The organism is Paraburkholderia sediminicola, from assembly GCF_046027825.1.
GTDB classification, from domain to species: Bacteria; Pseudomonadota; Gammaproteobacteria; order Burkholderiales; family Burkholderiaceae; genus Paraburkholderia; species Paraburkholderia sediminicola_D.
In genome coordinates, this window is sequence record NZ_JAQQDU010000034.1 from 53,860 (window position 1) to 76,459 (window position 22,600).

Sequence of the window (22,600 nt, forward strand, 5' to 3'; positions counted from 1 at the left end):
CGGCCCGCTTGTCACGTCGCAGATCGCGGCTGAGGCCCCGGCTGCTACCGCGAAAGCCATCCAGCGATAACGAGCGGTGTGCGACTAGCGATGATGGGCGCTTCACCCAAGCCCCACCACCGCTCGCACCATCAGCAACACCCCTGCGCCGGCGATACCGCCCCCAATGACGCGCGCCATGCGCTCACCACGCGGTGCGAGACGTTCGACGGTAATCGCCGCCGTCACGGCAGCCATCACACGCAAATCCATGACCCCGGCAACGAGAAGGATCATCGTCAGACCGGCACAGCAGGCGTTGCAGTGAAGGCCGAGGCGCAGGCCGTGCCGCCATGCCGTGGCGGCGTCCGCGGGCAACGCGGACAACTCACGGCAGCGCCCCGGCGCCTCGCAGCGGCAACAGGCAAGGCGGCGTGCCTTCCACGCAGTGAACTGCAACGCCCCGGCGATCAACACAATCACACCGGTCGTGAGCGGAACGGCGCGCGCCAGCGCCGGCAGTTCCATCTCGAGCGCGGCCAGCGCAGCGCCCAGCGGAAAAACGGCCATGCCGAACGCGGCCCACACGAAGAAGTACCCCGCGCCCACTAGCACCGTCAGCCAGCCCAGCCGCGCCTCGCCCGTGCCGCCGACGGCCTCGCGGTAGCGCCACAGCAGGGGGACGAGAGAGGGCAGCATCATCGCGACCATCATCACCACCCACATGCCGAGGAACGACGCCGCGACGCCAGGCCACGTCTGTCCGCACATCCGCATCCACGCCATCGACATCGTCCAGCCGCCGGGCATCGGCATCTCACCCATCGCCGACATGGACGCGCCACCGACGACCGTCACCGCCGCGCTGACGCTGAAGAGCAGTGCCGAGACACCGAAGAAAAGCCGCTGGGAAACTCGCGCGTCAATCAAGCGTCCTGACATGTCCCGGCCCCCCGTTGCGCTAACGTGACCCATGACCGGGCTCAGCGCGTCTCGTACTCGTCGTTGCGCTTCCACCAGACGCCCGTCTCGTTGCGCCCCTTCGGCGCGCGATCCAGCCACTGGTACATGCCCCAGATGCCGTCCACGCCACGCGCATAGGTGGAATAGGTGTGATAGACAACACCGTCCTCAAGGACGAACGCGCTCAAGCCCGGCCGGTCGCGTGTGTATGTCGCCGGGTCCGTTCCGCATGTGGCCGCGAACTGGACGACGGGCTCCGGGACCTGTGCCTCGTCCATCGCGTGGCCGCCGCGCTCGTAGTTGTATTCGATGCTCCCTTCACGCTGCTGCGCCTCGGTGAATGCGATGTTGAAGTCGAAGTTGAAATCGCTTCCGTACGAGGACGCCCAGGGAAACGTCCATCCCATCCGGCGCCGGTACGTCAAGAGCTTCTCGAGCGGCGCGCGCGACACCGCCGTAAGCGTGACGTCATGATTCGCCAGATGCACGACGATGCCGTCGAACCCATCCGCGATCGACGAGCACGACGGGCACCCCGCCTGGTAGTCGGGCCCGAACATGAAGTGGTACACGAGGAGCTGTGAGCGTCCTTTGAAGAGATCTGGCAGCGAGGCGCTTCCCGCCTCAGTTTCGAACCGGTACGTCTTGTCGATTCGCACCCAGGGCAAGGCCTGCCGCTGCTGCGCCAGCGCGTCGCCCTGCCGCGTAAGCGCCTTCTCCGCCTTGAGCAACTCGATTCGCGCCGCCAGCCATTCTTCACGCGTCCCGGTCGTATGTGTCGTAGTCATGTTTCCCTCCTTGGGAGTCCTTCGTCGTTCGTTCATTTGTCGATGCGACGAACGGGTTGGTGGTCGTGCTAGATTAGTCACCGGCACCCGAACGGTGGGAGTGACAAATGTGGCGGGATTCGAATCGACCATGGACTCGCTAGTGACGGCCGCAGCACGGGCGCTCGCGGCGGGGGACCCGCTCGGCGCGCTGAACCGGGTCGCCTTGCGCGACGACGCCCCTGCGCTCGCCCTCCGGGGCATCGCGATGGCGCAACTCGGCGATCTCGTTCGGGCGAAAGCGCTCGTGCGAAGTGCCGCGCGCGCCTTCGGGCCGAAACAGCCTGTGGCCCGCGCGAGGTGTATCGTTGCCGAGGCCGAAATCGCGCTTGCCTCGCGCGATCTGGGCTGGCCCGCGAAGTCGCTCGACGCTGCGCGGGCGACGCTCGAAGCGCACGGCGACCGGCTCAACGCCGCGCATGCGCGGTATCTCGAAGTCCGGCGCCTCCTCCTGATCGGGCGCCTCGACGAGGCCGAACGCTTGCTCGCCCAACTCGACCCCGCACCTTTCCCACCCGCGCAAAGAGCCGCCCACGAACTGGTCGTCGCGGGGATCGCGATGCGCCGGCTCCAGACGAAAACCGCGCACGCTGCGCTCGCGCAGGCTGGGCGCGCCGCGCGCCTCGCAGGAATCCCGTCGCTGATGGCGGAGGTCGAAAGCGCACGCCTGCTCCTGAACACACCCGCGGCGCGTCTGATTGCGCATGGCGCGGAGCGGCCCCTTCTGCTCGAGGAGGTCGAGGCGTTGCTGGCGTCGAAGGCGCTCGTCGTGGACGCGTGCCGTTATGTCGTACGGGAAACCAACATCGTGGTCCCGCTTGCGAGGCGTCCGGTGTTGTTCGCGCTCGCACGCGCACTGGCCGAAGCGTGGCCCGAAGACGTGTCGAGGGACGCGCTCATCGCGCGGGCCTTTCGGACGAAGCACGCCGATGAATCGCATCGCGCGCGGCTGCGCGTCGAAGTCGGGCGGCTTCGCGCGTTGCTGGGGCCGCTGGCTGGCGTGAGCGCGACGAAGCGAGGCTTCAAGGTGGTGCCGCACGGCGCGCGCGAGGTCGTCGTGCTCGCGCGGCCGGTCGAAGAACCGCATGCGATGGTGCTCGCCTTCCTCGCCGACGGTGAGTCGTGGTCGAGCTCGGCGCTCGCGATTGCGCTGGACGCCAGCCAGCGCACCATGCAGCGGGCACTCGACTCGCTGGCGGCAGCCGGCAAGGTGCAGTCGTTCGGTCGCGGGCGGGCGCGACGCTGGATGACCCCACCCATGCCTGGATTCACGACGACTTTGTTACTCCCCGCTCCACTAACCGAGTGATTAGGATGGAAACATGAAAAAATCAGCCGCCAACATCGTGCGTGAATATGGACCCTTTCCAGGCGTCGACCAGGTGGCTGGCGTCACCTATGACGGCCAGCACGTCTGGATTGCGACCGGCGACAAGCTGAACGCCTTCGATCCGGCGAGCGGAGAAACGCTGCGCTCGATCGATGTCGCCGCGCGGGCGGGAACGGCCTTCGACGGCCAGCACCTGTTTCAGATCGCAGGCGATCACATCCAGAAGATCGATCCGACTTCTGGCAGCGTGCTCGCCACGATCCCGGCGCCGGGGGGCGGCGACGGTAACTCGGGACTCGCGTGGGCCGAAGGGTCGCTCTGGGTGGGACGCTATCGCGACCGCAAGATTCTTCAGGTCGATCCCCAAACAGGGGCGATTCTTCGCACGATCGAATCCAACCGCTTCGTCACCGGGGTCACCTGGAACGATGGCGAACTCTGGCACGGCACCTGGGAAGATGACGCGAGCGAGTTGCGGCGCATCGATCCTCAAACGGGAGAGGTCCTGGAGAGCCTCGAGATGCCGCCGGGTGTATTCGTGTCGGGGCTTGAATCCGATGGTGCCGATCAGTTCTTCTGCGGCGGCGGAGGCAGCGGGAAAGTGCGAGCGGTACGCCGACCCGCGCGAGATGCCGAGCTTCCCGTCGAGTCCGCGAGCAAGTAAGGGAAACGGGCCGTCATAACGAAATAGAAATCAAGGATCCCGGGCGATCACCCTGGCGCATCCCGGTCCGCTTGGCGCGTGCTTGCCCAGTCGCGCACCGATTGCGCGAACAGTCTGAGTGCGGTCGGCGGATGACGGTTCGCGGGGTAATAGAGGCACAGGCCAGGAAAGGTCGGACTCCATTCAGGCAGCAAATGGACCAGCCGGCCCGACGCCAGATGCTCCACCACATGATCTTCCGGCACCCAGGCAATACCGATACCGGCCAGGGCAGCCTCGATCATCAGATTGAGATTGCCGAGCGTCATCGGCCCAGCCACATCAACATTGGCGCTCTTGCCTCGATGTTCGAGATCCCACCGGTAAAGCGCACCGCTATCGAAGCGGAAGCGGATGCACCGGTGCTGCATCAGGTCGTGCGGCGCTTTAGGCGGCTCATGGTGTGCAAGGTAGTCCGGCGATGCCACCGCGGCGAAACGCATGTCGGCCCCGAACCGGACGGCGATCATATCGCGCGGCACGTCGTCATAGACGCGGATACCCGCGTCGAAACCATCGGCCACGATATCCACGAGCCGCGTGTCCACCACGAACTCGACATGGATGTCGGGATACGCAGCCAGGAAGCCAGGAAGAACATGGCGGATCAGCGGTCTCGCTGACGCCTCCGACGCACTGATCCGGATCGAGCCCGACGGCCGGTCGTGCTCCGACGCCACCTGATTCACCGCCTCTTCCAGATCCGCAATGGCGGGGCGCACCCGCCGCAGGAGCTGCTCACCCGCCTCCGTGAGCGCGACGGATCGCGTCGTGCGGTTAAACAGCCGCACGGCCAGCCGAGCCTCCAGACCCCGCATTGAATGACTCAGCGCCGACGGCGAAACGCCCAGCATACGCGCCGCCGCGCGAAAGCTTCGGTGGTCGGCGATGGCAACGAAGGCGGTTAATTCGGACAGACCAGCGCGCGCCATAGATGAATTTTCCTCAATACCCTGTGCAATTCTAGCCAGATTGTTGAGCCATTCACAACAGCATAAGATCGTTGGCATCAATCGATGGCATCCATCGACAACCGACGAAAGGAGCCGGAACATGCAACATCGCAAACTGGGAAGCAGCGGTCTCGGGGTCTCGGCAATCGGCCTCGGCTGCATGGGCTTGAGCTATGGCTATGGCCCCGCGACTGAAAAATCCGAGGGCATCAAACTGATCCGCGCCGCTTTCGAGCAGGGCGTGACCTTCTTCGATACCGCTGAAGCCTATGGGCCGTTTTTTAACGAGGAACTCGTCGGCGAAGCGCTGGCGCCGTTTCGCGATCAAGTGGTGATCGCCACCAAGTTCGGTTTCAAGGAGGGCGACGTGAGCCAGGGCCTGGACAGCCGGCCCGAGCGCATTCGTGCCTTCGTCGACGCCGCGTTGAAGCGCCTGAAGACCGATCGCATCGACCTGCTCTACCAACATCGCGTCGACCCGAACGTGCCAATCGAAGACGTCGCCGGCACCGTCAAGGAATTGATTCAGCAGGGCAAGGTCAAGCACTTCGGTCTCTCCGAAGCGGGCGAGAAGTCGATTCGTCGTGCCCACGCCGTGCAACCCGTGACGGCACTGCAAAGTGAGTATTCGATGTGGTGGCGTGAGCCGGAGGAAACGGTGCTCCCGACCCTGGAGGAACTGGGCATCGGCTTCGTGCCGTTCAGCCCGCTCGGCAAGGGTTTCCTCACCGGCGCCATCGACGCGAACACCACGTTCGACAAAACCGATTTCCGCAATATCGTGCCGCGCTTCTCGGAAGAAAACCGCAAGGTCAATGCGAGCCTCATCGAGGTGCTGGGCCGGATCGCCGACGGCAAAGGCGTGACCCGCGCACAGATCGCGCTTGCCTGGTTGCTGGCGCAGAAGCCGTGGATCGTGCCAATTCCGGGTACCACCAAGCTACATCGACTGACAGAGAACGTCGGCGCGGCCGCCGTCGAACTGTCGGCTGACGACCTGTCCGCCATCGAAGCTGCCCTGCGAGCGATCAAGGTAGTCGGCGAGCGGTACCCGGCCCACCTGCAGCAGCGCGTGGATCGCTAATGGGCCCGGCGTGCCTGCACGCCGCCTGACAGCCGATTTCGCGCAACGCCTGGATCGACATCGCAAACGAAAAACAACAAATGTTGTCGATTCATTGTTTCCATCAACGAAAATAGCTGTTGCCAAACTTTTTGTTGTCGTAGTATCCGCCTTGACAACACATGTTGCCATATAGGCGGGTTGTGCATCGCATGTTGCGACGCCGCCCGGTGTCCGTCAGCCGTCCCTTGACCCTGTCAGGGGCATTGCCCACCACCGCGGAGAAGTTATGGGACGTCGATCCTTCCTCATGTCTATGGTTGCTGTCGCCATGCTCGGCACGACCGTTGCCCACGCCGAGAACAAAGAACTCATCGTCGGCACCGACACCTCGTTCATGCCCTTCGAATTCAAGCAGGGCGACAAGTACGTCGGCTTCGATCTCGACCTGTGGGCGGAAATCGCGAAGGATCAGGGCTGGAAATACACGATTCAGCCGATGGATTTCGCCGGGCTGATCCCGGCTCTGCAAACGCAGAACATCGACGTCGCGCTCTCCGGCATGACGATCAAGGAAGAACGCAAGAAGGCGATCGACTTCTCGGACCCGTACTACGACAGCGGGCTCGCCGCGATGGTGCAAACCGGGAACACCAGCATCAAATCGATCGACGACCTGAACGGTAAAGTCATCGCGGCCAAGACCGGCACGGCCACCATCGACTGGATCAAGGCGCATCTGAAGCCCAAGGAAATCCGCCAGTTCCCGAATATCGACCAGGCCTACCTCGCGCTGGAGGCGGGGCGGGTGGACGCCGCCATGCACGACACGCCGAACGTGCAGTATTTCGTCAACACCGCGGGCAAAGGCCTGGTGAAGGTTGCCGGCACGCCGGTCAGCGGTGACAAATACGGCATCGGCTTCCCGAAGGGGAGCCCGCTGGTCACCAGGGTCAACGAAGAGCTGGTCAAGATGAAAGCCGACGGCCGCTACGCGACGCTGTACAAGAAGTGGTTCGGTTCGGAACCGCCCAAGTCGTAATCGTTATCAGCAGGACGCGCAGCGAGATCCGCTGCGCGCGAGACGACTCAACCAGGAGCGGTGTGTGGAATTCGATTGGTCAGTTATCTGGACTGCGCTTCCAGACTTGATGGCCGGCGTGAAATTGACAGTGTTCATTGCGTTCGTGGGACTGGTCGGCGGCTTCGTCGTCGGCGTCGTAGCCGGCACGTTCCGCGCGTACGGCCCCCTTGTGCTGAACGTCATGGCGCAGGTCTACATTGAGCTCATTCGCGGCACGCCGATTGTGGTTCAGGTGATGTTCCTTTACTTCGCGCTGCCACTGCTCGCGCACATCAGGATCGACGGGCTTACTGCCGCCATTATCGCGATCACGGTGAACTCGGGCGCCTACCTTGCCGAGGTCGTACGCGGCGCCTTGCTGTCCATTCCGAAGGGCTTGATGGAAGCCGGCCTCGCAATGGGATTGTCGATGCCGCGCGTGCTGCTGAAAATCGTCGGGCCGTTGGCGTTCCGCCGACTGATTCCGCCACTGGGCAATCAGTGCATCGTGAGCCTGAAGGATACGTCGCTGTTCATCGTCATCGGTGTGGGAGAACTGACCCGCCAAGGACAGGAAATCATTGCCGGGAATTTTCGGGCGGTTGAAGTCTGGTCTGCTGTCGCGGTGATTTATCTGGTCCTCACCGGTGTGATGACACTGTCGTTGCGTCTCGTTGAAAGAAGGATGCGCATACTATGAGCATGGTCGAATTCCAGAGCGTCTCGAAGAGCTTCGGCCACGTGCCCGTGCTCAAGGACATCGATCTTCGTATCGAGAACGGCGAGGTGGTGGTGATTGTCGGGCCCTCGGGCTCGGGCAAATCCACCCTGCTTCGTTGCATCAATGCGCTCGAAAAAATTAGCGACGGCGAATTGCTCGTCGATGGTTTGAGCGTCAAAGGCAATACGTCTGACATACGCAGCATTCGCCTCGAAGCCGGGATGGTGTTTCAGCAGTTCAACCTGTTTCCGCAGATGACCGCGCTCGAAAACGTCATGTTCGGTCCCATTCAGGTACGCGACGCATCGCGTGCCGAAGCGCGTGATCAGGCAATGGCGCTACTCGACAAAGTCGGTCTCGAATCGCGGGCCAACCACTATCCGTCTGAGTTATCCGGTGGACAACAGCAGCGGGTTGCCATCGCCCGTGCGTTGGCGATCAAGCCGAAGCTGATGCTGTTCGACGAGCCGACGTCCGCGCTCGATCCCGAGCTTCGTCACGAAGTCCTCAAGGTCATGCAAGATCTCGCGACGGAAGGCATGACGATGATCGTCGTGACGCACGAGATTGGCTTCGCAAAGCGGGTGGGTACACGCTTGCTGTTTATGGACAACGGCGGCGTTGCGGAAGATGGCGAACCGGCGGCACTAATCGATAACCCGCCTACGCAGCGCTTGAGAGACTTCTTGAAGCATGTGACGTAGGCGGTGCACGCTTGGGATCCCGGAATCAGATCGCTAACGCGGCCTGATTCCGGCGAGAGGCATGTTTCAACCTGGCGTGTTCCGACCCGATGTCTTTCCGCCAGGGATCCGGCGATGTCAGCAAAGGCTGAATTCGACCGCTAGGGGTATGCACGGTATCCCGGCCAGGCGCACGATGCTACGCTTAAACCTGCTTCGCGCACGACACTAATTAAACGCAGACTTCAGCCACACTGCGGACAACTCGTCTAGCCGCCACGGTAACCATGACGAATGTCTTTGGCACTCCATAAAGTCGATAGCGCGCTGAATCAGCGATGCCGGCGCAGCACATTCACCACGCACGTCGACAAGGCTCGGTGTGACGGTGGCAGGCAGCCGGCTATCCGCTCAGGAGACTTCCATGAAGACAGCGGCTTCCACACCTCTCCCGCCAGATCAGGCGAAGAAACAGGCCTTCTGGCCCCAAGGATGGTGGAGGCTGATGGAAACTCGCATCGGCATCATTCCGCTGCCGATCTACGTGGTTGCCGGCATACTCATCGGCATTCTGGTCTATATCGACAAGTTGCCGAACGAGATCTCGCTCGTGATCGTGATGTTTGCGTTCTTCGGCTTCACGCTGGCCGAGATTGGTAAGCGCATTCCGGTCATCCGCGCGATCGGCGCCGCCGCCATCTTCGCGACCTTTATTCCGTCCGCGCTGGTGTATTACAAGTTGCTGCCTGCACAGATCGTGAAGGTCACCATCGAATTCACCAAGTCCACCAATTTTCTTTACCTGTTTATTGCCTCGATTATTGTGGGCAGCATTCTGAGCATGGACCGCCAGGTTCTGATCAAGGGCTTCCTCAAGATCTTCGTGCCGCTCGGTGTCGGCTCGATCGTGGCCGGCGCTGTCGGAACAGCCGTCGGTACGGCGTTGGGCCTGGGCGCCTATCACACGTTCTTTTTTATCGTCGTGCCGATCATGGCGGGGGGCGTCGGCGAAGGCGCCATTCCGCTGACCGTCGGATACGCCGGGATCCTGCATCAGGACCCGGGTGTCCTGTTTGCCACCGTTCTGCCCCCGGTCATGCTCGGTAGCCTGGCGGCGATCATTTTCGCTGGCACGTTGAACTTCGTTGGCAAGCGATACCCTCGTTTCACCGGCGAAGGGCGCTTGCAGCCTGGCGAGCACGGCGAGATGGACCCCGCCCAGCAGGAAATCTCCGGACATATGGATGTGATCCATATCGCCGCGGCGGGTATCACCGCGCTGACGCTCTACGTAGTCGGGCTCTTGTGCCAGCGACTGTTCGGCCTGCCGGCGCCGGTCGCGATGCTGTTCATCGCGGTGATCCTGAAACTGACGCAGGCCGTATCTCCGCAGTTGCAGGACGGCGCTTACGTTGTCTACAAGTTTTTCTCCACTGCCGTCACCTACCCGCTGCTGTTCGCCATTGGCGTGTCGCTGACGCCATGGGACAAGCTGATTGCCTCCTTCACCCTGCCGACCCTCGTCACCATCGTGTCAACCGTTGCCACCCTGATGTCGATCGGTGCTTTGGTGGGGTACTGGATGAAGATGTATCCGATTGACACGGCCATTGTGAACGCCTGCCACAGCGGCCAGGGCGGCACGGGCGACGTCGCCATTCTGACAGCGGCCAATCGCATGACGCTGATGCCGTTCGCCCAGATCGCGACCCGGATCGGCGGGGCGATTACCGTGACAACCGTGCTGATTGTGCTGTCGCGCATTGTCTAGCCAGTACCTCTCCACCGCGAGGTCACCATGCAAGTCACCGGTATGCTGTACGGAGCCAAAATGCTCCAGTTCGTCGACTTCCCGACCACTGAAGTGCTCGGCCCCGACGCCAGCGAAGAAGATATCCGCGCCATGATCGATAAGCATGGTCTGGTGTTCATCAAGCCGGTGTTCAAGGGCGGCGTCGGCAAGAAGGGCAAGTCCGGGCTGATCGGCAAGGCCGCTGACCTGAAGACCGCGCTGAAGGAAAAGGAGCGTCTGTACTTCGTCGAGCACCGCATCGGCAACACGGTAGCCAAGGCCAATGGCGTGACCTTCGAAGCCGGCGTGCCGGCCGAGCACGAGGTCTACTTCTCGATCACCGACTCGACGCATTTCCGTGCGCCGACCATGACGCTGACCCACCACGGCGGCGTCGATATCGAGGAACTCGAACGGAGCCAGGTGGCGCAGGTGCCATTCGATCCGCTCACGGGGCTGAAGGCCTTCGTCGTGGCCAATGCGCTGTCCGCGCTCGGGGCGCCCAAGCAGATCATTTCACCGCTGGTGCAGCACCTGCCCAAGCTGTGGGAGCTGTACCACGACTACGGCATGACGACGCTGGAGTTGAATCCGATCCGCATGCGGGAGGACAAGAAGGGCCGCATGACACCCGTGGCCTGCGACTTCAAATGCGGCTTCGATCGCGACGATCCGCGCTGGCGGCGTCTGAACCTGCCGGCGAGCCTGTTCGCGGTCGACTACTCCGACTTCGAGCAGGAGATCAATCAGCTTCGCACCTACCAGGGACAGAGCGACGTCTACGTGATCAACGCCAAGGGGACCATCCTCGCGCCGACCTTCGGCGGCGGCGCCAATTCGCTCGTCACGCAGATGCTGGGCGACGACGCCATCATCTCCTCGGACTTCGGCGGCAACCCGCCTTACGAGAAGATGAAGGAGGTCGCACGCATCTGCTTCAAACACTGGATCAAACAGACCAATGTGCTGTTCATCATTGGTGGCAAGTCGAATAACACCGACATATTCGAGACCTTCCGCGCGATGGCCGATGCGCTGCGCGAGCACTTCAGCCGGCATGGCGCGACACCGCTGTACGTCGTGATCGGCCGTGGCGGCCCGAACCTGGTGCGCGGTATGGGCGCGATGCGCGACACCCTCGATGCACTCGGCCTGCCGTACCGGTTTTTCGGCTTCGACTCCGATATGAGCGAAGTCGTGCTGCACGCGCAGAAAGTCGATGCGTGGATGAAAGCCGGTGGCCGCGAACAGGTCGCCGCCCGGCTCGGCATCGCGGCGAACCAGGCCGCCTGAAGCTTGCCCGCGCATAAGGAGCATGTCATGTACAAGCAAGGCGTAGGCGATTTCAAGTATTTCGTCGGCATCAGTTCGCTCGCCCAGGTGGCCACACGTGAAGACCGGGTCTGCGTGCTCAATATCCTGGGTGGCGAGTCGAGCGACGTGACACCGGTCGGCCATGTCTATTCAGGCGGCAACGTCGTGTTCGGCACGGCGCCGGGCAAGCGCGGCCAGGTGCTGGAGACGTCATTGGGCAACGTGCCGGTCTACAACAACGTGCTGGAAGGCATCAACGACGGCCACCGGTTCAACTGCGGCGTGATCTACCTGCCGCCCGCAGCGGCGCGTGACGGCGTGGCCGAACTGATCCGGGTGAATCCGGATCTGAAGAAGATCTTCATCGTCACCGAGAAACTCGCCGTGCACGACTCGCGCGAGATCCGCGCGATGGGCCAGTCCAACGGCATCGACATCTTCGGCGGCAACAGCCTGGGCGTGGCCGACGCCTGGAACCAGGTTCGGATCGGCGGCGCACTGGGCGGCGACCATCCGGAGGAAGCCCTGCGCCGCGGTTCGATCGCGATCTTCTCCAACTCGGGCAACTTCACCACCACCATCGCAACCTATCTGCGCATGGCCGGCTGGGGCACCACCACCTCGATTTCCTGCGGCAAGGATGTCTATATCCACTTCGCGGCACCCGAGTTCGCCTTTGCGCTGTCCAACGATGCGCGCAGCAAGGCGGCGGTGCTCTATGTCGAGCCCGGTGGCTACTACGAGCTCGACGCCACCTTCACCAAACCGGTGGTGGCGTGCGTGGTCGGGCGCTGGAAATCCAAGCTGACCCGCGCGGTCGGGCATGCCGGCGCCATGGCCGGCGGTGCCGACGATGCCCTGAGCAAGGAAGGCTGGTTCATGGAGAAGTTCGGCGTGGACGGCATCTTCACGCCCGAGCATCCTGTGTTCTCAGCCAAGGGCGCACTCGTGACCAACATCGCCCACATTCCGGCCGCACTGACTGCGGTGATGGGCGAGAATGCCTGCCGGCCCGACTTCGCGTCAGAGGGTAATCTCGCGCTCAAGCCGTGGTTCGGCGCGAGCCACGGTCTGACGCTGCCGCCCGAGCTCGACCTGCCTGTTGTCGACGCGAGCGCGCCGTATAACGAACAGATCACGGCGCTGAACCGGCAGATCGGCGCGGTGCCGCCGCGCCAGACGCTGAAGGACGCCTCGGGCGCCTCGCAGATGGATTCCAAGACTCAAGTCACCAGCCTCTACGGCGTATCGATGCTCGACGCGGCGCAGTACCCGCTCGAAGCCAACGTCAGCCTGGCGCTGTTGCACGAGCCCGGCGGCGAGAACGACCGGCGCCTGATCAATGTCGCCATCGGCGCCGGTCTCAACCTGTATGGCCACCCGGCCCTCGATGCGGCACAGGCCGCGCGCGAGGCCGGCAATGCGCCCAACACGGTGCTGGCCGCTGCCGCCAGCATCCTCGGGCCGCGCTGCCAGGGCGAAGCGCGCCAGGCCACGCGGGCGCTGATTGACGCCTTCATGGCGGCCGGCATGAGCGACGCGCTGGACGAAAGCTTCGATCTAAGCCGGATCAAGGTCGATGACCCGGCCCTGTTCGTCCGCGCTGACCCCGACGTCCGCGCCGAGGCGATGCTCGAGGGTCTGCGCACCAGAGGCGCGAAGTCGGTCTTCGTGCGTTACCTGCAAGAACTACCCGGCCATCCCACGGCGGATGCCGTGCTCGCCGCGATCAGCGCGACCCTGGCGTGGGGGCCGCTGCTGCGCAAACGCGTCTCGCGTCTGACGGCTGAAAGCCTGCCGTGGTGGCTGCGCCTGTTCGGCGCGTTGATCGGCGCGTCGGTGAACGCGGATCAGCATCAGCCAGACAGCTTCTGTGGCATCGCGACGAGCGAGATCCTGCAGAACCGGCCGATCAGCGAAGTGGCGTTCGTCGCGCTGCTTGGCTTCGCACCCCAACCGGCCGATCTGTTCGCGTTTCAGGTGCTGGTGGGGCTGCTGCTCTCCAACGGGCCCGGCACGATCTCGGCCCAGGGTGCCAAGGGCGCGGTCTCGGCCGATGGACCCGAGGACCCCGAGCGGGTGCAGATCAACAAGGGCCTGGTCGGCTTCCTGACACACACCGGCTACACCCATGGCGGCAACGGCTACGAAGGTATTGCCTTCCTGATCGACCAGTTCAAGGACACGGGACTGGTCGATCCGGGCGATCCCAACCACGGCATCGACCTGAAGGCGCTGGCCTTGAAGTATGTCGAAGCGTATGCGCGTTACAAGTCGAACAAGAAGAACACCGGGAGCCTCGACATCCAGAAGATTCCAGGCGTCAATCACCCGGTATTCAAGGACAAGCCGGTCAATTACGATCCGCGCGAAGTCTTCATTCGCGAGCTGATGGCCGGGCGCAACGAATACAACATCTTCCACGAGTTCTACGGCACGCTGGTGCAAACCTTGTTCGACGCAGGCGTGTCGCGCAACGTCTATTGCGTCAACGTCGACGCGGTCATTGCCGCGCTATTGTTGAGGATGCTGTGGCAGCCGTATTGCAACGGCGGATATACGGGCACGGCGCTCGAGACGGCGGCGTTTACGATCTTCCTGTATCCACGCATGCTCGGCTGCGCCGCTGAGGTCGACGACCACATGAACCGCGGCCGCAACATGGACACGCGCACGCCGGCCTCGCAGTGCCAGTTTGTCGCCTGATTGACCATGGCTGATCAATCGCGCGGCGGGCGCCCCGTCTAAACACCCGCCAGCGCCGGCAGCGCGATCTCATACGACATGTGCTCGCGCCGGCTGTTCGTCTTTGACTGAGGGTCCACGTCGCTCAGATGCGGCGCAATTTCGACGCGCATCGTTAGGCACGCTGGATAGCGAGCATTTTTCCTCTCGAGAATGGCCCGGGCCAGAAACCCGGCGCTATACGCATTCAGCAAGTGCGCGTGATTCACTTCAATGTACGCAGCAATCCGCGCCTCCTCACCGTCGATCAAGGCGAGTGACGCCAGCGTGTGTGCATCCCAGCGAAAGCGCAGGCCGAGTTCATCGAAAGCGCTGTTATAGGCGCACAGTTGCGCCTCGACTTCCGCATCAAGTGCGCTATCGCGCGCGTCGAACTGGGATGGATTCATGGTCGTCTCCTTCAGGCAGGTTGGCATGAGCAAGAATAGGAGCGCGCATCAATAAACAACAGTTAAAGTTATTTCGAAAAACGATAGTGTTTTGTTTATACATCTACCTGCCCCGCCATGACAGCGGCGACATCAGGATCCCTGGTCGGCGCCCGCAACCTTCTCAATACCTTATGGCCAGCCGCGGCAAACCGATCTATTAGGTATGCCTAATGCAAACCATAAAATGTTTTAACTTTTCCTTATCGCTGTTCTCGCGCAGCATCTCCTCAGACGCGCTTCACACGAAACACCTTTTACCCAGTTGTTGTGCGATCAACGGGTAAGGGTTCTCGTTAGTGCAGCAATTCCCTCTGGCCGACCACTGGCGCTCTATCGTCCGCAGACAAACCGGCGATGAAGCGATTCGATCACGTAGGTCCAACGCGCCGCTCGAGCGCGACGGAAATTACAGGAGACGAAAGACATGGAACCTTCCAAGGTATCCGGGAGAGGTACGGCGTTCAGGCATCACCGCTGGGTGCAACTGGCGATCGGCATCGTGTGCATGGGGCTCGTCGCGAATCTCCAATATGCGTGGACACTGTTCGTCGTACCCATGGACAACACCCACCATTGGGGCCAGGCGGCAATCCAGACCGCGTTCACGGTCTTCATCGTCACTGAAACCTGGCTTGTGCCGGTCGAAGGCTGGCTCGTCGACAAGTTCGGACCACGTCCGGTTGTGATCGGCGGTTCGCTGTGCGCGGCGCTCGGCTGGATCATCGACGCGCACGCGAGCAGTCTCGCCCACCTATACATCGCCGCAGTGATCGCCGGTATCGGCGCGGGTTGCGTGTATGGCACCTGCGTCGGCACGGCACTCAAGTGGTTTCCGGACAAGCGCGGGCTCGCCGCCGGTTTGACAGCAGCAGGTTTCGGCGCCGGTGCAGCCGTCACCGTGATTCCGATCGCCAACATGATCCAGCGCTCGGGCTACGAGCACACCTTCATGTTCTTCGGCATTTTCCAGGGCGTCTCCATTCTGCTGCTCGCCACCATGCTGATACGGCCGAAGCCGCCCGCAACCGCAGTCGCGGCCAAACGCGTGGTGGCAAGCAAGATCGACTACACGCCCGGCGAGATGATCCGTTCGCCGCTCTTCTGGGTCCTGTATCTGATGTTCGTGTTCGTCGCCGCCGGCGGCATCATTGCGACCGCGCAGCTTGGGCCGATCGCGAAGGAATACGGCTTTGCCAAACTGCCGGTGAGTCTGCTGGGCATCACGCTGCCGCTGCTCACGATGACACTGTCGATCGACAACCTGTGCAACGGCTTCACGCGTCCGTTGTGCGGTTTTCTGTCGGACCGCATCGGCCGCGAAAACACGATGTTCATGATCTTTCTCGGCGAAGGCGTCGCGCTGCTGGGGCTCATGCAGTTCGGCCACAACCCCTACGCATTCATGTTCTTCGCCGCCGCCGTGTTCCTGTGCTGGGGCGAAATCTTCTCGATCTTCCCGGCGACCTGCGCGGACACCTTCGGCAGTAAATACGCCGCCGCCAATGCGGGGACGCTCTACACCGCGAAAGGTACCGCGTCGATGCTGGTGCCGATCGCATCGGTGCTGTCGGCGAATGGCGGGTGGAGCACCGTGTTCATCTCGGCTGCGGTGATCTCGATCGCGGCAGCCGTGTCCGCGAAGTTCATCCTCGCCCCCATGAGAAAGCGCTGGATCGAGAACTCAGGCGCGCCGGCCGGCGCGGTTATCGCTGAAGCGCGGCTGCAGCCGTCGTCCGGCGGCTCGCCTGAATGAACCACAACGTGAGCCCGCCACTCACGACGAACCCATAACGTCCCGCGACCAAGGAGAAACATCATGGCAGAAGCCGACCGGCAAACAGTAGAAGAGACTTCGACACAACACACAGCCGAGACGACCGACGGTTTCCATCTCGTCATCGACGCGCTGAAACTGAACGACATCAGCACCATCTTTGGTCTGGTCGGCATTCCCATCACCGACCTCGCGCGGCTTGCCCAGGCGGAAGGGATGCGTTTCATCGGTTTTCGCCATGAACAGCACGCGGGCAATGCAGCGGCCATTAGCGGTTTCATGACGCAAAAGCCGGGCATCTGCCTGACGGTGTCGGCGCCCGGCTTTCTGAACGGCCTGACCGCACTCGCCAACGCGACCACCAACTGCTTTCCGATGATCCTGATCAGCGGCTCGAGCGAGCGCGAGATCGTCGACTTGCAGCAGGGCGATTACGAGGAAATGGATCAGTTGAATGCGGCCAAGCCGTATGCGAAGGCCGCGTATCGCGTGCTGCATGCGGAGGACATCGGCATCGGCGTGGCGCGCGCGATCCGCGCTGCGGTGTCGGGCCGCCCAGGTGGCGTGTATCTGGACCTGCCGGCCAAGCTGCTCGCGCAAACGCTGGACGCCGTGAAGGCGCAACAGTCGCTGGTCAAAGTGGTCGACGCCGCGCCGCGTCAGTTGCCGGCGCCGGAATCCGTCAAGCGTGCGATCGATGTGCTGAAGAGCGCGAAGCGTCCGCTGATCCTGCTCGGCAAGGGGGCAGCGTACGCGCAGGCTGACGCGGAGATTCGCGCGTTCGTTGAACAAAGCGGCATCCCGTACCTGCCGATGTCAATGGCCAAGGGCCTGTTGCCCGACACGCACGAGCAATCGGCGTCGGCTGCGCGCTCGTTCGTGCTGCAGGAAGCCGATGTTGTCGTGCTGATCGGCGCGCGTCTGAACTGGCTGCTCTCGCATGGCAAGGGCAAAACATGGGGCGCTGAGCCGAAGAAATTCGTCCAGGTCGATATTTCGCCGACTGAAATCGACAGCAACGTCGCGATTGCCGCACCGGTGATCGGCGATATCGGCTCGTGCGTGGCGGCACTTCGCGCAGGGCTCGATGCGAGCTACGCGAAGCCGGACGCCGAGTGGACCGGTGCGATCGCGGAACGCAAGAACAAGAACCTCGCCAAGATGGCCGCCACGCTCGACAAGAACCCGTCGCCGATGAATTTCCACAGCGCGTTGCGTGCGATCCGCGATGTGCTGAAGACGCGCCCGGACATCAACGTCGTCAACGAAGGCGCGAACACGCTCGACTACGCGCGCAGCATCATCGATATGGTTGAGCCGCGCAAACGCTTCGATTCGGGCACGTGGGGAATCATGGGCATCGGCATGGGCTTTGCGATCGGCGCAGCAGTGACGAGCGGCAAACCGGTTGTCGCGATCGAAGGCGACAGCGCGTTCGGCTTTAGCGGCATGGAACTCGAAACCATCTGCCGTTACGACTTGCCGGTGTGCACGATCGTCTTCAACAACAACGGCGTGTATCGCGGCACCGACGTGAACCCGACCGGCGGCAAGGACGTTGCACCGACCGTGTTCGTGAAGGGCGCGCGCTACGACAAGATGATCGAGGCATTCGGCGGTGTCGGCTACCACGCGACCACACCGGAAGAACTGACGAAGGCGCTGCTTGAAGCGATTGCGTCAGGCAAGCCGACGTTGATCAATGCCGTCATCGATGAAGCGGCCGGCACCGAAAGCGGCCGCCTGACCAATCTGAATCCGCAAAGCGCGGCGATGAAAAAGTAATCCAGCGTAACCACGGAGATAGCAAAGTGACCAAACCACTCGAAGGCATCAAGATCATCGACTTCACCCATGTTCAGGCCGGCCCCGCGTGCACCCAGTTGCTCGCCTGGTTCGGCGCCGACGTGATCAAGGTGGAACGACCGGGTTCGGGCGACGTGACACGCAACCAGTTGCGCGACATCCCCGACGCCGACGCCCTTTACTTCACCATGCTCAACAGCAACAAGAAGTCGCTGACGTTGGACACGAAAAAGCCCGAAGGCAAGGAAGTACTCGAAAAGCTGATCCGTGAATCTGACGTTCTGGTCGAAAATTTTGGCCCGGGCGCGTTGGACCGGATGGGCTTTTCATGGGAACGCCTGAACGAACTCAATCCGAAGATGATTGTGGCTTCGGTGAAGGGTTTCAGCGACGGCCATCACTACGACGACCTGAAGGTTTATGAGAACGTCGCGCAATGTGCAGGCGGTGCGGCGTCCACCACCGGCTTCTGGGACGGTCCGCCGACCATCAGCGCCGCGGCGCTCGGCGATAGCAACACCGGCATGCATCTGGCGATTGGCATTCTCACCGCACTGCTGGGGCGCGACAAAACCGGCAAAGGTCAGAAGGTCGCCGTATCGATGCAGGACAGCGTGCTGAACCTGTGCCGCGTAAAGTTGCGCGATCAGCAGCGGCTGGAACGCGTGGGCTATCTTGAGGAATATCCGCAGTATCCGCACGGCGAATTCAGCGACGTGGTGCCGCGCGGCGGCAATGCGGGCGGCGGGGGGCAGCCCGGCTGGGTGCTCAAGTGCAAGGGCTGGGAAACGGACCCGAATGCGTATATCTACTTCACGATCCAGGGCCATGCGTGGGAGCCGATCTGCAAGGCACTCGGCAAACCGGAGTGGATCGAGGATCCTGCCTACAAGACCGCTGAAGCGCGTCAGCCGCATATCTTCGAGATCTTCGGCACCATCGAAGCCTGGCTCGCCGACAAGACCAAATTCGAAGCGGTCGACATCCTGCGCAAGTTCGACATTCCGTGCGCGCCGGTGCTGACGATGAAGGAGCTGGCCAACGATCCGTCATTGCGTGCGAGCGGCACGATTGTCGAAGTGCCGCACAAGAAGCGCGGCTCGTATCTGACGGTTGGCAGTCCGATCAAGTTCTCGGATATGAAACCGGAAGTCACTGCGTCGCCGCTGCTCGGCGAACACACGGACGAAGTGCTGACGAGCCTTGGCTACAGCAGGCAGGACATCTTCAATCTGCGCGAAGTCAAAGCGGTTTAGCGGTGTCGCACCACAGGCCCGTTTGTATGCGCGGGCCTGTGGATATGGCATCCTTCGCGGACACCTTATCGCATTCAAGGATCTGCGTTTTTACATTCGGGGAGCACCATGCAAAGCGCCATCGACTTCCAGCAACTCGTCAACGCAATCGGCGACGCGATCATCATTTCCGATGCCAGCGGGAGCATCACATTGTGGAACCCCGCGGCCGAACGCATGTTCGGCTTTACGCAAAGCGAGGCACTGGGAAAGTCGCTGGACCTGATCATTCCGGAACGTTTGCGCGGCCGACATTGGGACGGCTATCAAAAGACCATGGCAACGGGCGAAACCCGTTATGGCAACGACGTGCTGCGTGTCCCCGCCATACATAAGGATGGGCGGTCACTGTCGATTGCGTTTACGGTCGCGTTACTCCATTCGCCGCAAAACGAACTCACCGGCATCGTCGCCGTGATTCGCGACGAAACCAGTCGCTTCCAGGAGGATCGATTGCTGCGCAAACGTCTTGCGGAACTGGAAGCGTCCGCGGCCGCGTGAGCTGCCGCCCGGGAGATGCGCAACCTTATCACCGCCGCAGGCGCTCCTTTTCCTAACGGAGCATCTGGACACGGAAGTCGAGACTATGAGCGAACGCCGAGCTCAAGTGCGGCCTTGCGGACGGCCACCGCAATCTCGTCGCTGATGGCGGGATCTTTGACGGCTCGTGCGAGCGTCACCCCGCCCACCAGGAGCGCCAGCAACGCGGTCGCTTCCTCGCGCCGTGCCTTCGGTTTGCCTTCGAGGCCGGCGGCCACTGCTTCGATAATCGCGCACAACTCCGTCTCATAGGCTTGCCGGGTTTCATCATCGGCGCGAGCCACTTCGCCCGAGAGACTCTGCAGTGCGCAACTGTCTTCCAGATCACAGGTACGGCGGTCGCCCAGATAGAAGTCGATGAACCACGCGCGCCAGTTACCCCCCATTTGCTCGCGGGTCTGCCCGATACCTCGCCGCAGGTCTTCGAGACCCACGACCACCGCCTCGCGAAAGGCAGCCGCTTTCGACTTGAAATGCGCGTAGAACGCACCCGAGGTCACGGCGGCGTCCTTTGCCAGGCCGTCGACCCCCGAGCCACCGAACCCACGGCTACGAAATCCCCGGCCCGCGCTCGTGAGAATCCTCGCCTTGCTTTCTTCCTTCTTACCCGCCGGATGTGCCATCCACGCCTCTCCAGATAACGATCGCTATTTTGTGCTTGACGACATCACGATCGTTATGAAACTATCGCGACATCACGATCGTTATATCGTGACCGTGATGACAGCGCAAGAACTCTGCTTCGATCAACCCCGTTAGATCAAGGAGTTAATTCAATGCCTATTTCAATCAACGTCACACAAGGTCTCCTCACCCCGCACGGAGAGCGTGAAGTGCTACCTCTTGTCGCGGACGCGCTGCTGCGTGCACACGGCCTGAGCGGCAACAGGTTCATGACGCCGAACGTCATCGGCCATCTGATCCTGAGCCCTGAATCGGGGAGCTATGTCGGCGGCAAGCCCCAGTCGCTCGCGGTTATCGAAGTGAAGGTTCCGGCGACCACCTTCCCGAATACCGACGTCAAGCAGACATTCGTCGGCGACGTCACTGACATCATCGACCGGCTCAGCACGGGTACGCACCCGCGTGAGCGTACATTCGTCAATGTGACGTACGCGGTTGACGGTGCGTGGGGCATCGGCGGCAGAGCATATTCCAACGCTGAATTAGGTGAGGCCATTCAGCGCGGCGCCAGTTGACACACCGGCAAGGAACAACGGGAGACACCCGGAGCGCAGCGACGATGCAGCAATCAAACTACCTGTTCTTCACCACGACGTGCGAGCAAGCCCTCGATTTCTACACCGAGTGCGGTTTGGGAAAAGTGGTGGAAGTGCTGCGCTACGGCGCGCCCAGCACGCCGCTGGAGAATGAGGCGATGCGAGGCAAAATCATGCATGCCCGATTCGAAGGACCGGGTGTTCTCTTTTACGCATCAGACAACGACGACGCCGAACCGATGCGTGGTTCGGCGCACATCCTGATGATGGATAACCGTGACCAGACCAACCAGCTATTCGAGCGGCTGGGTCAAGGCGCAACGGTCACCACCCCGCTCGCTGTTCAGCCGTGGGGTGGATACTTCGGCAAGCTAACCGATCGGTTTGGTGTCCAATGGATGTTCAATTGCGCTAACTGGGCTTGCGAGCCAGGTCAACGAAGGCCTTGAGGTAGTCAATTTCAGTGTCGGTCTCGCGAGCGCCCAGGAAAATCTGCTTGGCGATGCCCTTTCGCCCCAGGCGCACCGGCACGACGTTCATCTTGCCCGCATACTCTTCCACCAGCCAGCGCGGCAGCGCCGCGACGCCCCGGCCGCTTGCCACCATCTGCAGCATGATATCGGTGGTCTCGATCACCTTGTGGCGCCGTGGCGTGACACCTGCCGGCATCAGAAACTGATTGTAGATGTCGAGCCTGCCGGTCTCCACCGGATACGTGACCAATACCTCCTGCGTCAACTGCTCCGGCGTCACATGGTCGGCGGTGGCGAGCGGGTGCTCGCGGTTCACCACCAGGACCTGCTCGTAGTCGAACACCGGTTCGAAGCGCAAGCCCGGCTTATAGAGCGGATCGGGCGTCACAAGCAGGTCGATCTCATAGCCAAACAACGCGCCGATTCCGCCAAACTGGAATTTCTGCTTGACGTCGACATCGACGTCCGGCCAGCGCGCGAGATAGGGCGACACCACCTTGAGCAACCACTGGTAGCAGGGATGGCATTCCATCCCGATGCGCAACGCGCCGCGCTCGCCCTGTGCGTACTGGCCAAGGCGTTCTTCGGCGAGCGCCAGTTGCGGTAGCACGCGATTGGCCACGGCAAGCAGGTATTGACCGGCCTGGGTCAAGCGCAGACTGCGCCCCTCACGCAACCAGACGTCGGTACCCAGTTGCTGCTCCAGCTTCTTCATGGAGTGGCTCAGTGCGGATTGCGTCACGCACAGAATGTCCGCCGCAGCGGTCAGGGAGCCGTGCTTGTCCACCGCCTGAATGATGGCCAGATGAATTCTCTCAAGCATGATAGTGCATGAGCAAAACTAATGGTTCGTTGAATTAACACCATTTTACTTCATAAACCGCCTTCGCTACGATCCACGGATCCGCAACCTGACCGAATCAAG

General features: G+C 62.1%; 21 protein-coding genes. 15 read left to right on the forward strand and 6 right to left on the reverse strand.

Translation table 11 applies throughout. The features are described from left to right. Positions 1–102: 102 nt before the first annotated feature. Both PQQ96_RS19725 and PQQ96_RS19730 read right to left on the reverse strand, forming a co-directional pair. Positions 103–921: a DUF2182 domain-containing protein gene (locus tag PQQ96_RS19725; protein WP_408295303.1), complete on the reverse strand. Its 819-nt coding sequence runs from the start codon at positions 919–921 to the stop codon at positions 103–105. A gap of 41 nt (positions 922–962) precedes the next feature. After that, the gene (locus PQQ96_RS19730) at positions 963–1,730 is read right to left on the reverse strand and encodes a DUF899 domain-containing protein (RefSeq protein ID WP_408295306.1); all 768 of its coding nucleotides are present in this window, start codon (positions 1,728–1,730) and stop codon (positions 963–965) included. 130 nt (positions 1,731–1,860) lie between these two features. Here PQQ96_RS19730 and PQQ96_RS19735 point away from each other — a divergent pair, with 130 nt between their 5' ends. Both PQQ96_RS19735 and PQQ96_RS19740 read left to right on the forward strand, forming a co-directional pair. Continuing rightward, positions 1,861–3,078, forward strand: a complete 1,218-nt coding sequence (locus tag PQQ96_RS19735; protein ID WP_408295309.1) for a winged helix-turn-helix domain-containing protein — start codon at positions 1,861–1,863, stop codon at positions 3,076–3,078. Positions 3,079–3,091: 13 nt separating this feature from the next. After that, on the forward strand, positions 3,092–3,763 hold the full coding sequence (locus PQQ96_RS19740) for a Vgb family protein (RefSeq protein ID WP_408295311.1): 672 nt from the start codon (positions 3,092–3,094) through the stop codon (positions 3,761–3,763). Positions 3,764–3,810: 47 nt separating this feature from the next. On the opposite strand, the gene PQQ96_RS19745 is transcribed toward PQQ96_RS19740, so the two are convergent. Continuing rightward, the gene (locus PQQ96_RS19745; protein ID WP_408295314.1) at positions 3,811–4,734 is read right to left on the reverse strand and encodes a LysR family transcriptional regulator; all 924 of its coding nucleotides are present in this window, start codon (positions 4,732–4,734) and stop codon (positions 3,811–3,813) included. Positions 4,735–4,855: 121 nt separating this feature from the next. On the opposite strand from PQQ96_RS19745, the gene PQQ96_RS19750 reads away from it, so the two are divergent. The 7 genes from PQQ96_RS19750 (at position 4,856) to PQQ96_RS19780 (ending at position 14,097) form a co-directional block, all read left to right on the forward strand. Continuing rightward, on the forward strand, positions 4,856–5,839 hold the full coding sequence (locus PQQ96_RS19750; protein WP_408295317.1) for an aldo/keto reductase: 984 nt from the start codon (positions 4,856–4,858) through the stop codon (positions 5,837–5,839). Between the two features lie 268 nt (positions 5,840–6,107). Next, positions 6,108–6,860 (forward strand): glutamine ABC transporter substrate-binding protein GlnH, encoded by a 753-nt coding sequence (gene glnH, locus PQQ96_RS19755; RefSeq protein ID WP_408295320.1) that lies wholly within the window; start codon positions 6,108–6,110, stop codon positions 6,858–6,860. A gap of 64 nt (positions 6,861–6,924) precedes the next feature. Further along, a complete protein-coding gene (glnP, locus tag PQQ96_RS19760) occupies positions 6,925–7,581 on the forward strand; it encodes a glutamine ABC transporter permease GlnP (RefSeq protein ID WP_408295323.1) in 657 nt (218 codons plus the stop codon). Continuing rightward, positions 7,578–8,306 carry a glutamine ABC transporter ATP-binding protein GlnQ gene (gene glnQ, locus PQQ96_RS19765; RefSeq protein ID WP_408295326.1) on the forward strand — a complete coding sequence of 243 codons (729 nt, stop codon included), beginning with the start codon at positions 7,578–7,580 and terminating at the stop codon, positions 8,304–8,306. Before glnP ends, glnQ begins: the two co-directional genes overlap by 4 nt. Before the next feature lie 403 nt (positions 8,307–8,709). After that, positions 8,710–10,056 carry a 2-hydroxycarboxylate transporter family protein gene (locus tag PQQ96_RS19770; protein ID WP_408295329.1) on the forward strand — a complete coding sequence of 449 codons (1,347 nt, stop codon included), beginning with the start codon at positions 8,710–8,712 and terminating at the stop codon, positions 10,054–10,056. A 27-nt stretch (positions 10,057–10,083) separates the two neighbouring features. Continuing rightward, positions 10,084–11,370 (forward strand): ATP citrate lyase citrate-binding domain-containing protein, encoded by a 1,287-nt coding sequence (locus PQQ96_RS19775; RefSeq protein WP_408295332.1) that lies wholly within the window; start codon positions 10,084–10,086, stop codon positions 11,368–11,370. 27 nt (positions 11,371–11,397) lie between these two features. Next, positions 11,398–14,097, forward strand: coding sequence for a CoA-binding protein (locus PQQ96_RS19780; protein ID WP_408295335.1), 2,700 nt, complete (start codon positions 11,398–11,400; stop codon positions 14,095–14,097). A gap of 38 nt (positions 14,098–14,135) precedes the next feature. Here PQQ96_RS19780 and PQQ96_RS19785 read toward each other — a convergent pair whose 3' ends face one another. After that, positions 14,136–14,525: a hypothetical protein gene (locus PQQ96_RS19785; protein WP_408295336.1), complete on the reverse strand. Its 390-nt coding sequence runs from the start codon at positions 14,523–14,525 to the stop codon at positions 14,136–14,138. Between the two features lie 466 nt (positions 14,526–14,991). On the opposite strand from PQQ96_RS19785, the gene oxlT reads away from it, so the two are divergent. The 4 genes from oxlT to PQQ96_RS19805 all read left to right on the forward strand — a co-directional run bounded on the left by oxlT (position 14,992) and on the right by PQQ96_RS19805 (position 19,943). After that, complete coding sequence (oxlT, locus tag PQQ96_RS19790) at positions 14,992–16,320, forward strand: oxalate/formate MFS antiporter (protein ID WP_408295339.1); 1,329 nt, start codon at positions 14,992–14,994, stop codon at positions 16,318–16,320. A 63-nt stretch (positions 16,321–16,383) separates the two neighbouring features. Further along, entirely contained in the window at positions 16,384–18,126 is a 1,743-nt protein-coding gene (gene oxc / locus PQQ96_RS19795; protein ID WP_408295341.1) for an oxalyl-CoA decarboxylase, read from the forward strand. A gap of 26 nt (positions 18,127–18,152) precedes the next feature. Further along, complete coding sequence (frc, locus tag PQQ96_RS19800; protein WP_408295344.1) at positions 18,153–19,403, forward strand: formyl-CoA transferase; 1,251 nt, start codon at positions 18,153–18,155, stop codon at positions 19,401–19,403. 108 nt (positions 19,404–19,511) lie between these two features. Then, positions 19,512–19,943 carry a PAS domain-containing protein gene (locus tag PQQ96_RS19805; RefSeq protein ID WP_408295346.1) on the forward strand — a complete coding sequence of 144 codons (432 nt, stop codon included), beginning with the start codon at positions 19,512–19,514 and terminating at the stop codon, positions 19,941–19,943. An 83-nt stretch (positions 19,944–20,026) separates the two neighbouring features. On the opposite strand, the gene PQQ96_RS19810 is transcribed toward PQQ96_RS19805, so the two are convergent. Next, the gene (locus PQQ96_RS19810; protein WP_408295349.1) at positions 20,027–20,605 is read right to left on the reverse strand and encodes a TetR/AcrR family transcriptional regulator; all 579 of its coding nucleotides are present in this window, start codon (positions 20,603–20,605) and stop codon (positions 20,027–20,029) included. A gap of 153 nt (positions 20,606–20,758) precedes the next feature. On the opposite strand from PQQ96_RS19810, the gene PQQ96_RS19815 reads away from it, so the two are divergent. Next, a complete protein-coding gene (locus tag PQQ96_RS19815) occupies positions 20,759–21,181 on the forward strand; it encodes a tautomerase family protein (protein ID WP_408295352.1) in 423 nt (140 codons plus the stop codon). Positions 21,182–21,225: 44 nt separating this feature from the next. Beyond that, complete coding sequence (locus PQQ96_RS19820; RefSeq protein ID WP_408295355.1) at positions 21,226–21,651, forward strand: VOC family protein; 426 nt, start codon at positions 21,226–21,228, stop codon at positions 21,649–21,651. Here the strand turns inward: PQQ96_RS19820 and PQQ96_RS19825 are convergent. Continuing rightward, the gene (locus PQQ96_RS19825; RefSeq protein WP_408295358.1) at positions 21,614–22,498 is read right to left on the reverse strand and encodes a LysR family transcriptional regulator; all 885 of its coding nucleotides are present in this window, start codon (positions 22,496–22,498) and stop codon (positions 21,614–21,616) included. The genes PQQ96_RS19820 and PQQ96_RS19825 overlap by 38 nt on opposite strands. Between the last annotated feature and the right edge of the window lie 102 nt (positions 22,499–22,600).

Excerpts from the sequence above, each read along its gene's own strand:
- PQQ96_RS19805 (WP_408295346.1), top strand. The coding sequence starts at position 19,512 with ATGCAAAGCGCCATCGACTTCCAGCAACTCGTCAACGCAATCGGCGAC.
- PQQ96_RS19735 (WP_408295309.1), top strand. The coding sequence starts at position 1,861 with ATGGACTCGCTAGTGACGGCCGCAGCACGGGCGCTCGCGGCGGGGGAC.
- PQQ96_RS19810 (WP_408295349.1), bottom strand. The coding sequence starts at position 20,605 with ATGGCACATCCGGCGGGTAAGAAGGAAGAAAGCAAGGCGAGGATTCTC.
- PQQ96_RS19725 (WP_408295303.1), bottom strand. The coding sequence starts at position 921 with ATGTCAGGACGCTTGATTGACGCGCGAGTTTCCCAGCGGCTTTTCTTC.
- PQQ96_RS19820 (WP_408295355.1), top strand. The coding sequence starts at position 21,226 with ATGCAGCAATCAAACTACCTGTTCTTCACCACGACGTGCGAGCAAGCC.
- PQQ96_RS19770 (WP_408295329.1), top strand. The coding sequence starts at position 8,710 with ATGAAGACAGCGGCTTCCACACCTCTCCCGCCAGATCAGGCGAAGAAA.
- PQQ96_RS19825 (WP_408295358.1), bottom strand. The coding sequence starts at position 22,498 with ATGCTTGAGAGAATTCATCTGGCCATCATTCAGGCGGTGGACAAGCAC.
- glnQ (WP_408295326.1), top strand. The coding sequence starts at position 7,578 with ATGAGCATGGTCGAATTCCAGAGCGTCTCGAAGAGCTTCGGCCACGTG.
- PQQ96_RS19815 (WP_408295352.1), top strand. The coding sequence starts at position 20,759 with ATGCCTATTTCAATCAACGTCACACAAGGTCTCCTCACCCCGCACGGA.
- PQQ96_RS19730 (WP_408295306.1), bottom strand. The coding sequence starts at position 1,730 with ATGACTACGACACATACGACCGGGACGCGTGAAGAATGGCTGGCGGCG.
- PQQ96_RS19750 (WP_408295317.1), top strand. The coding sequence starts at position 4,856 with ATGCAACATCGCAAACTGGGAAGCAGCGGTCTCGGGGTCTCGGCAATC.
- PQQ96_RS19745 (WP_408295314.1), bottom strand. The coding sequence starts at position 4,734 with ATGGCGCGCGCTGGTCTGTCCGAATTAACCGCCTTCGTTGCCATCGCC.
- PQQ96_RS19740 (WP_408295311.1), top strand. The coding sequence starts at position 3,092 with ATGAAAAAATCAGCCGCCAACATCGTGCGTGAATATGGACCCTTTCCA.
- glnH (WP_408295320.1), top strand. The coding sequence starts at position 6,108 with ATGGGACGTCGATCCTTCCTCATGTCTATGGTTGCTGTCGCCATGCTC.
- PQQ96_RS19785 (WP_408295336.1), bottom strand. The coding sequence starts at position 14,525 with ATGAATCCATCCCAGTTCGACGCGCGCGATAGCGCACTTGATGCGGAA.
- oxlT (WP_408295339.1), top strand. The coding sequence starts at position 14,992 with ATGGAACCTTCCAAGGTATCCGGGAGAGGTACGGCGTTCAGGCATCAC.
- PQQ96_RS19780 (WP_408295335.1), top strand. The coding sequence starts at position 11,398 with ATGTACAAGCAAGGCGTAGGCGATTTCAAGTATTTCGTCGGCATCAGT.
- PQQ96_RS19775 (WP_408295332.1), top strand. The coding sequence starts at position 10,084 with ATGCAAGTCACCGGTATGCTGTACGGAGCCAAAATGCTCCAGTTCGTC.
- oxc (WP_408295341.1), top strand. The coding sequence starts at position 16,384 with ATGGCAGAAGCCGACCGGCAAACAGTAGAAGAGACTTCGACACAACAC.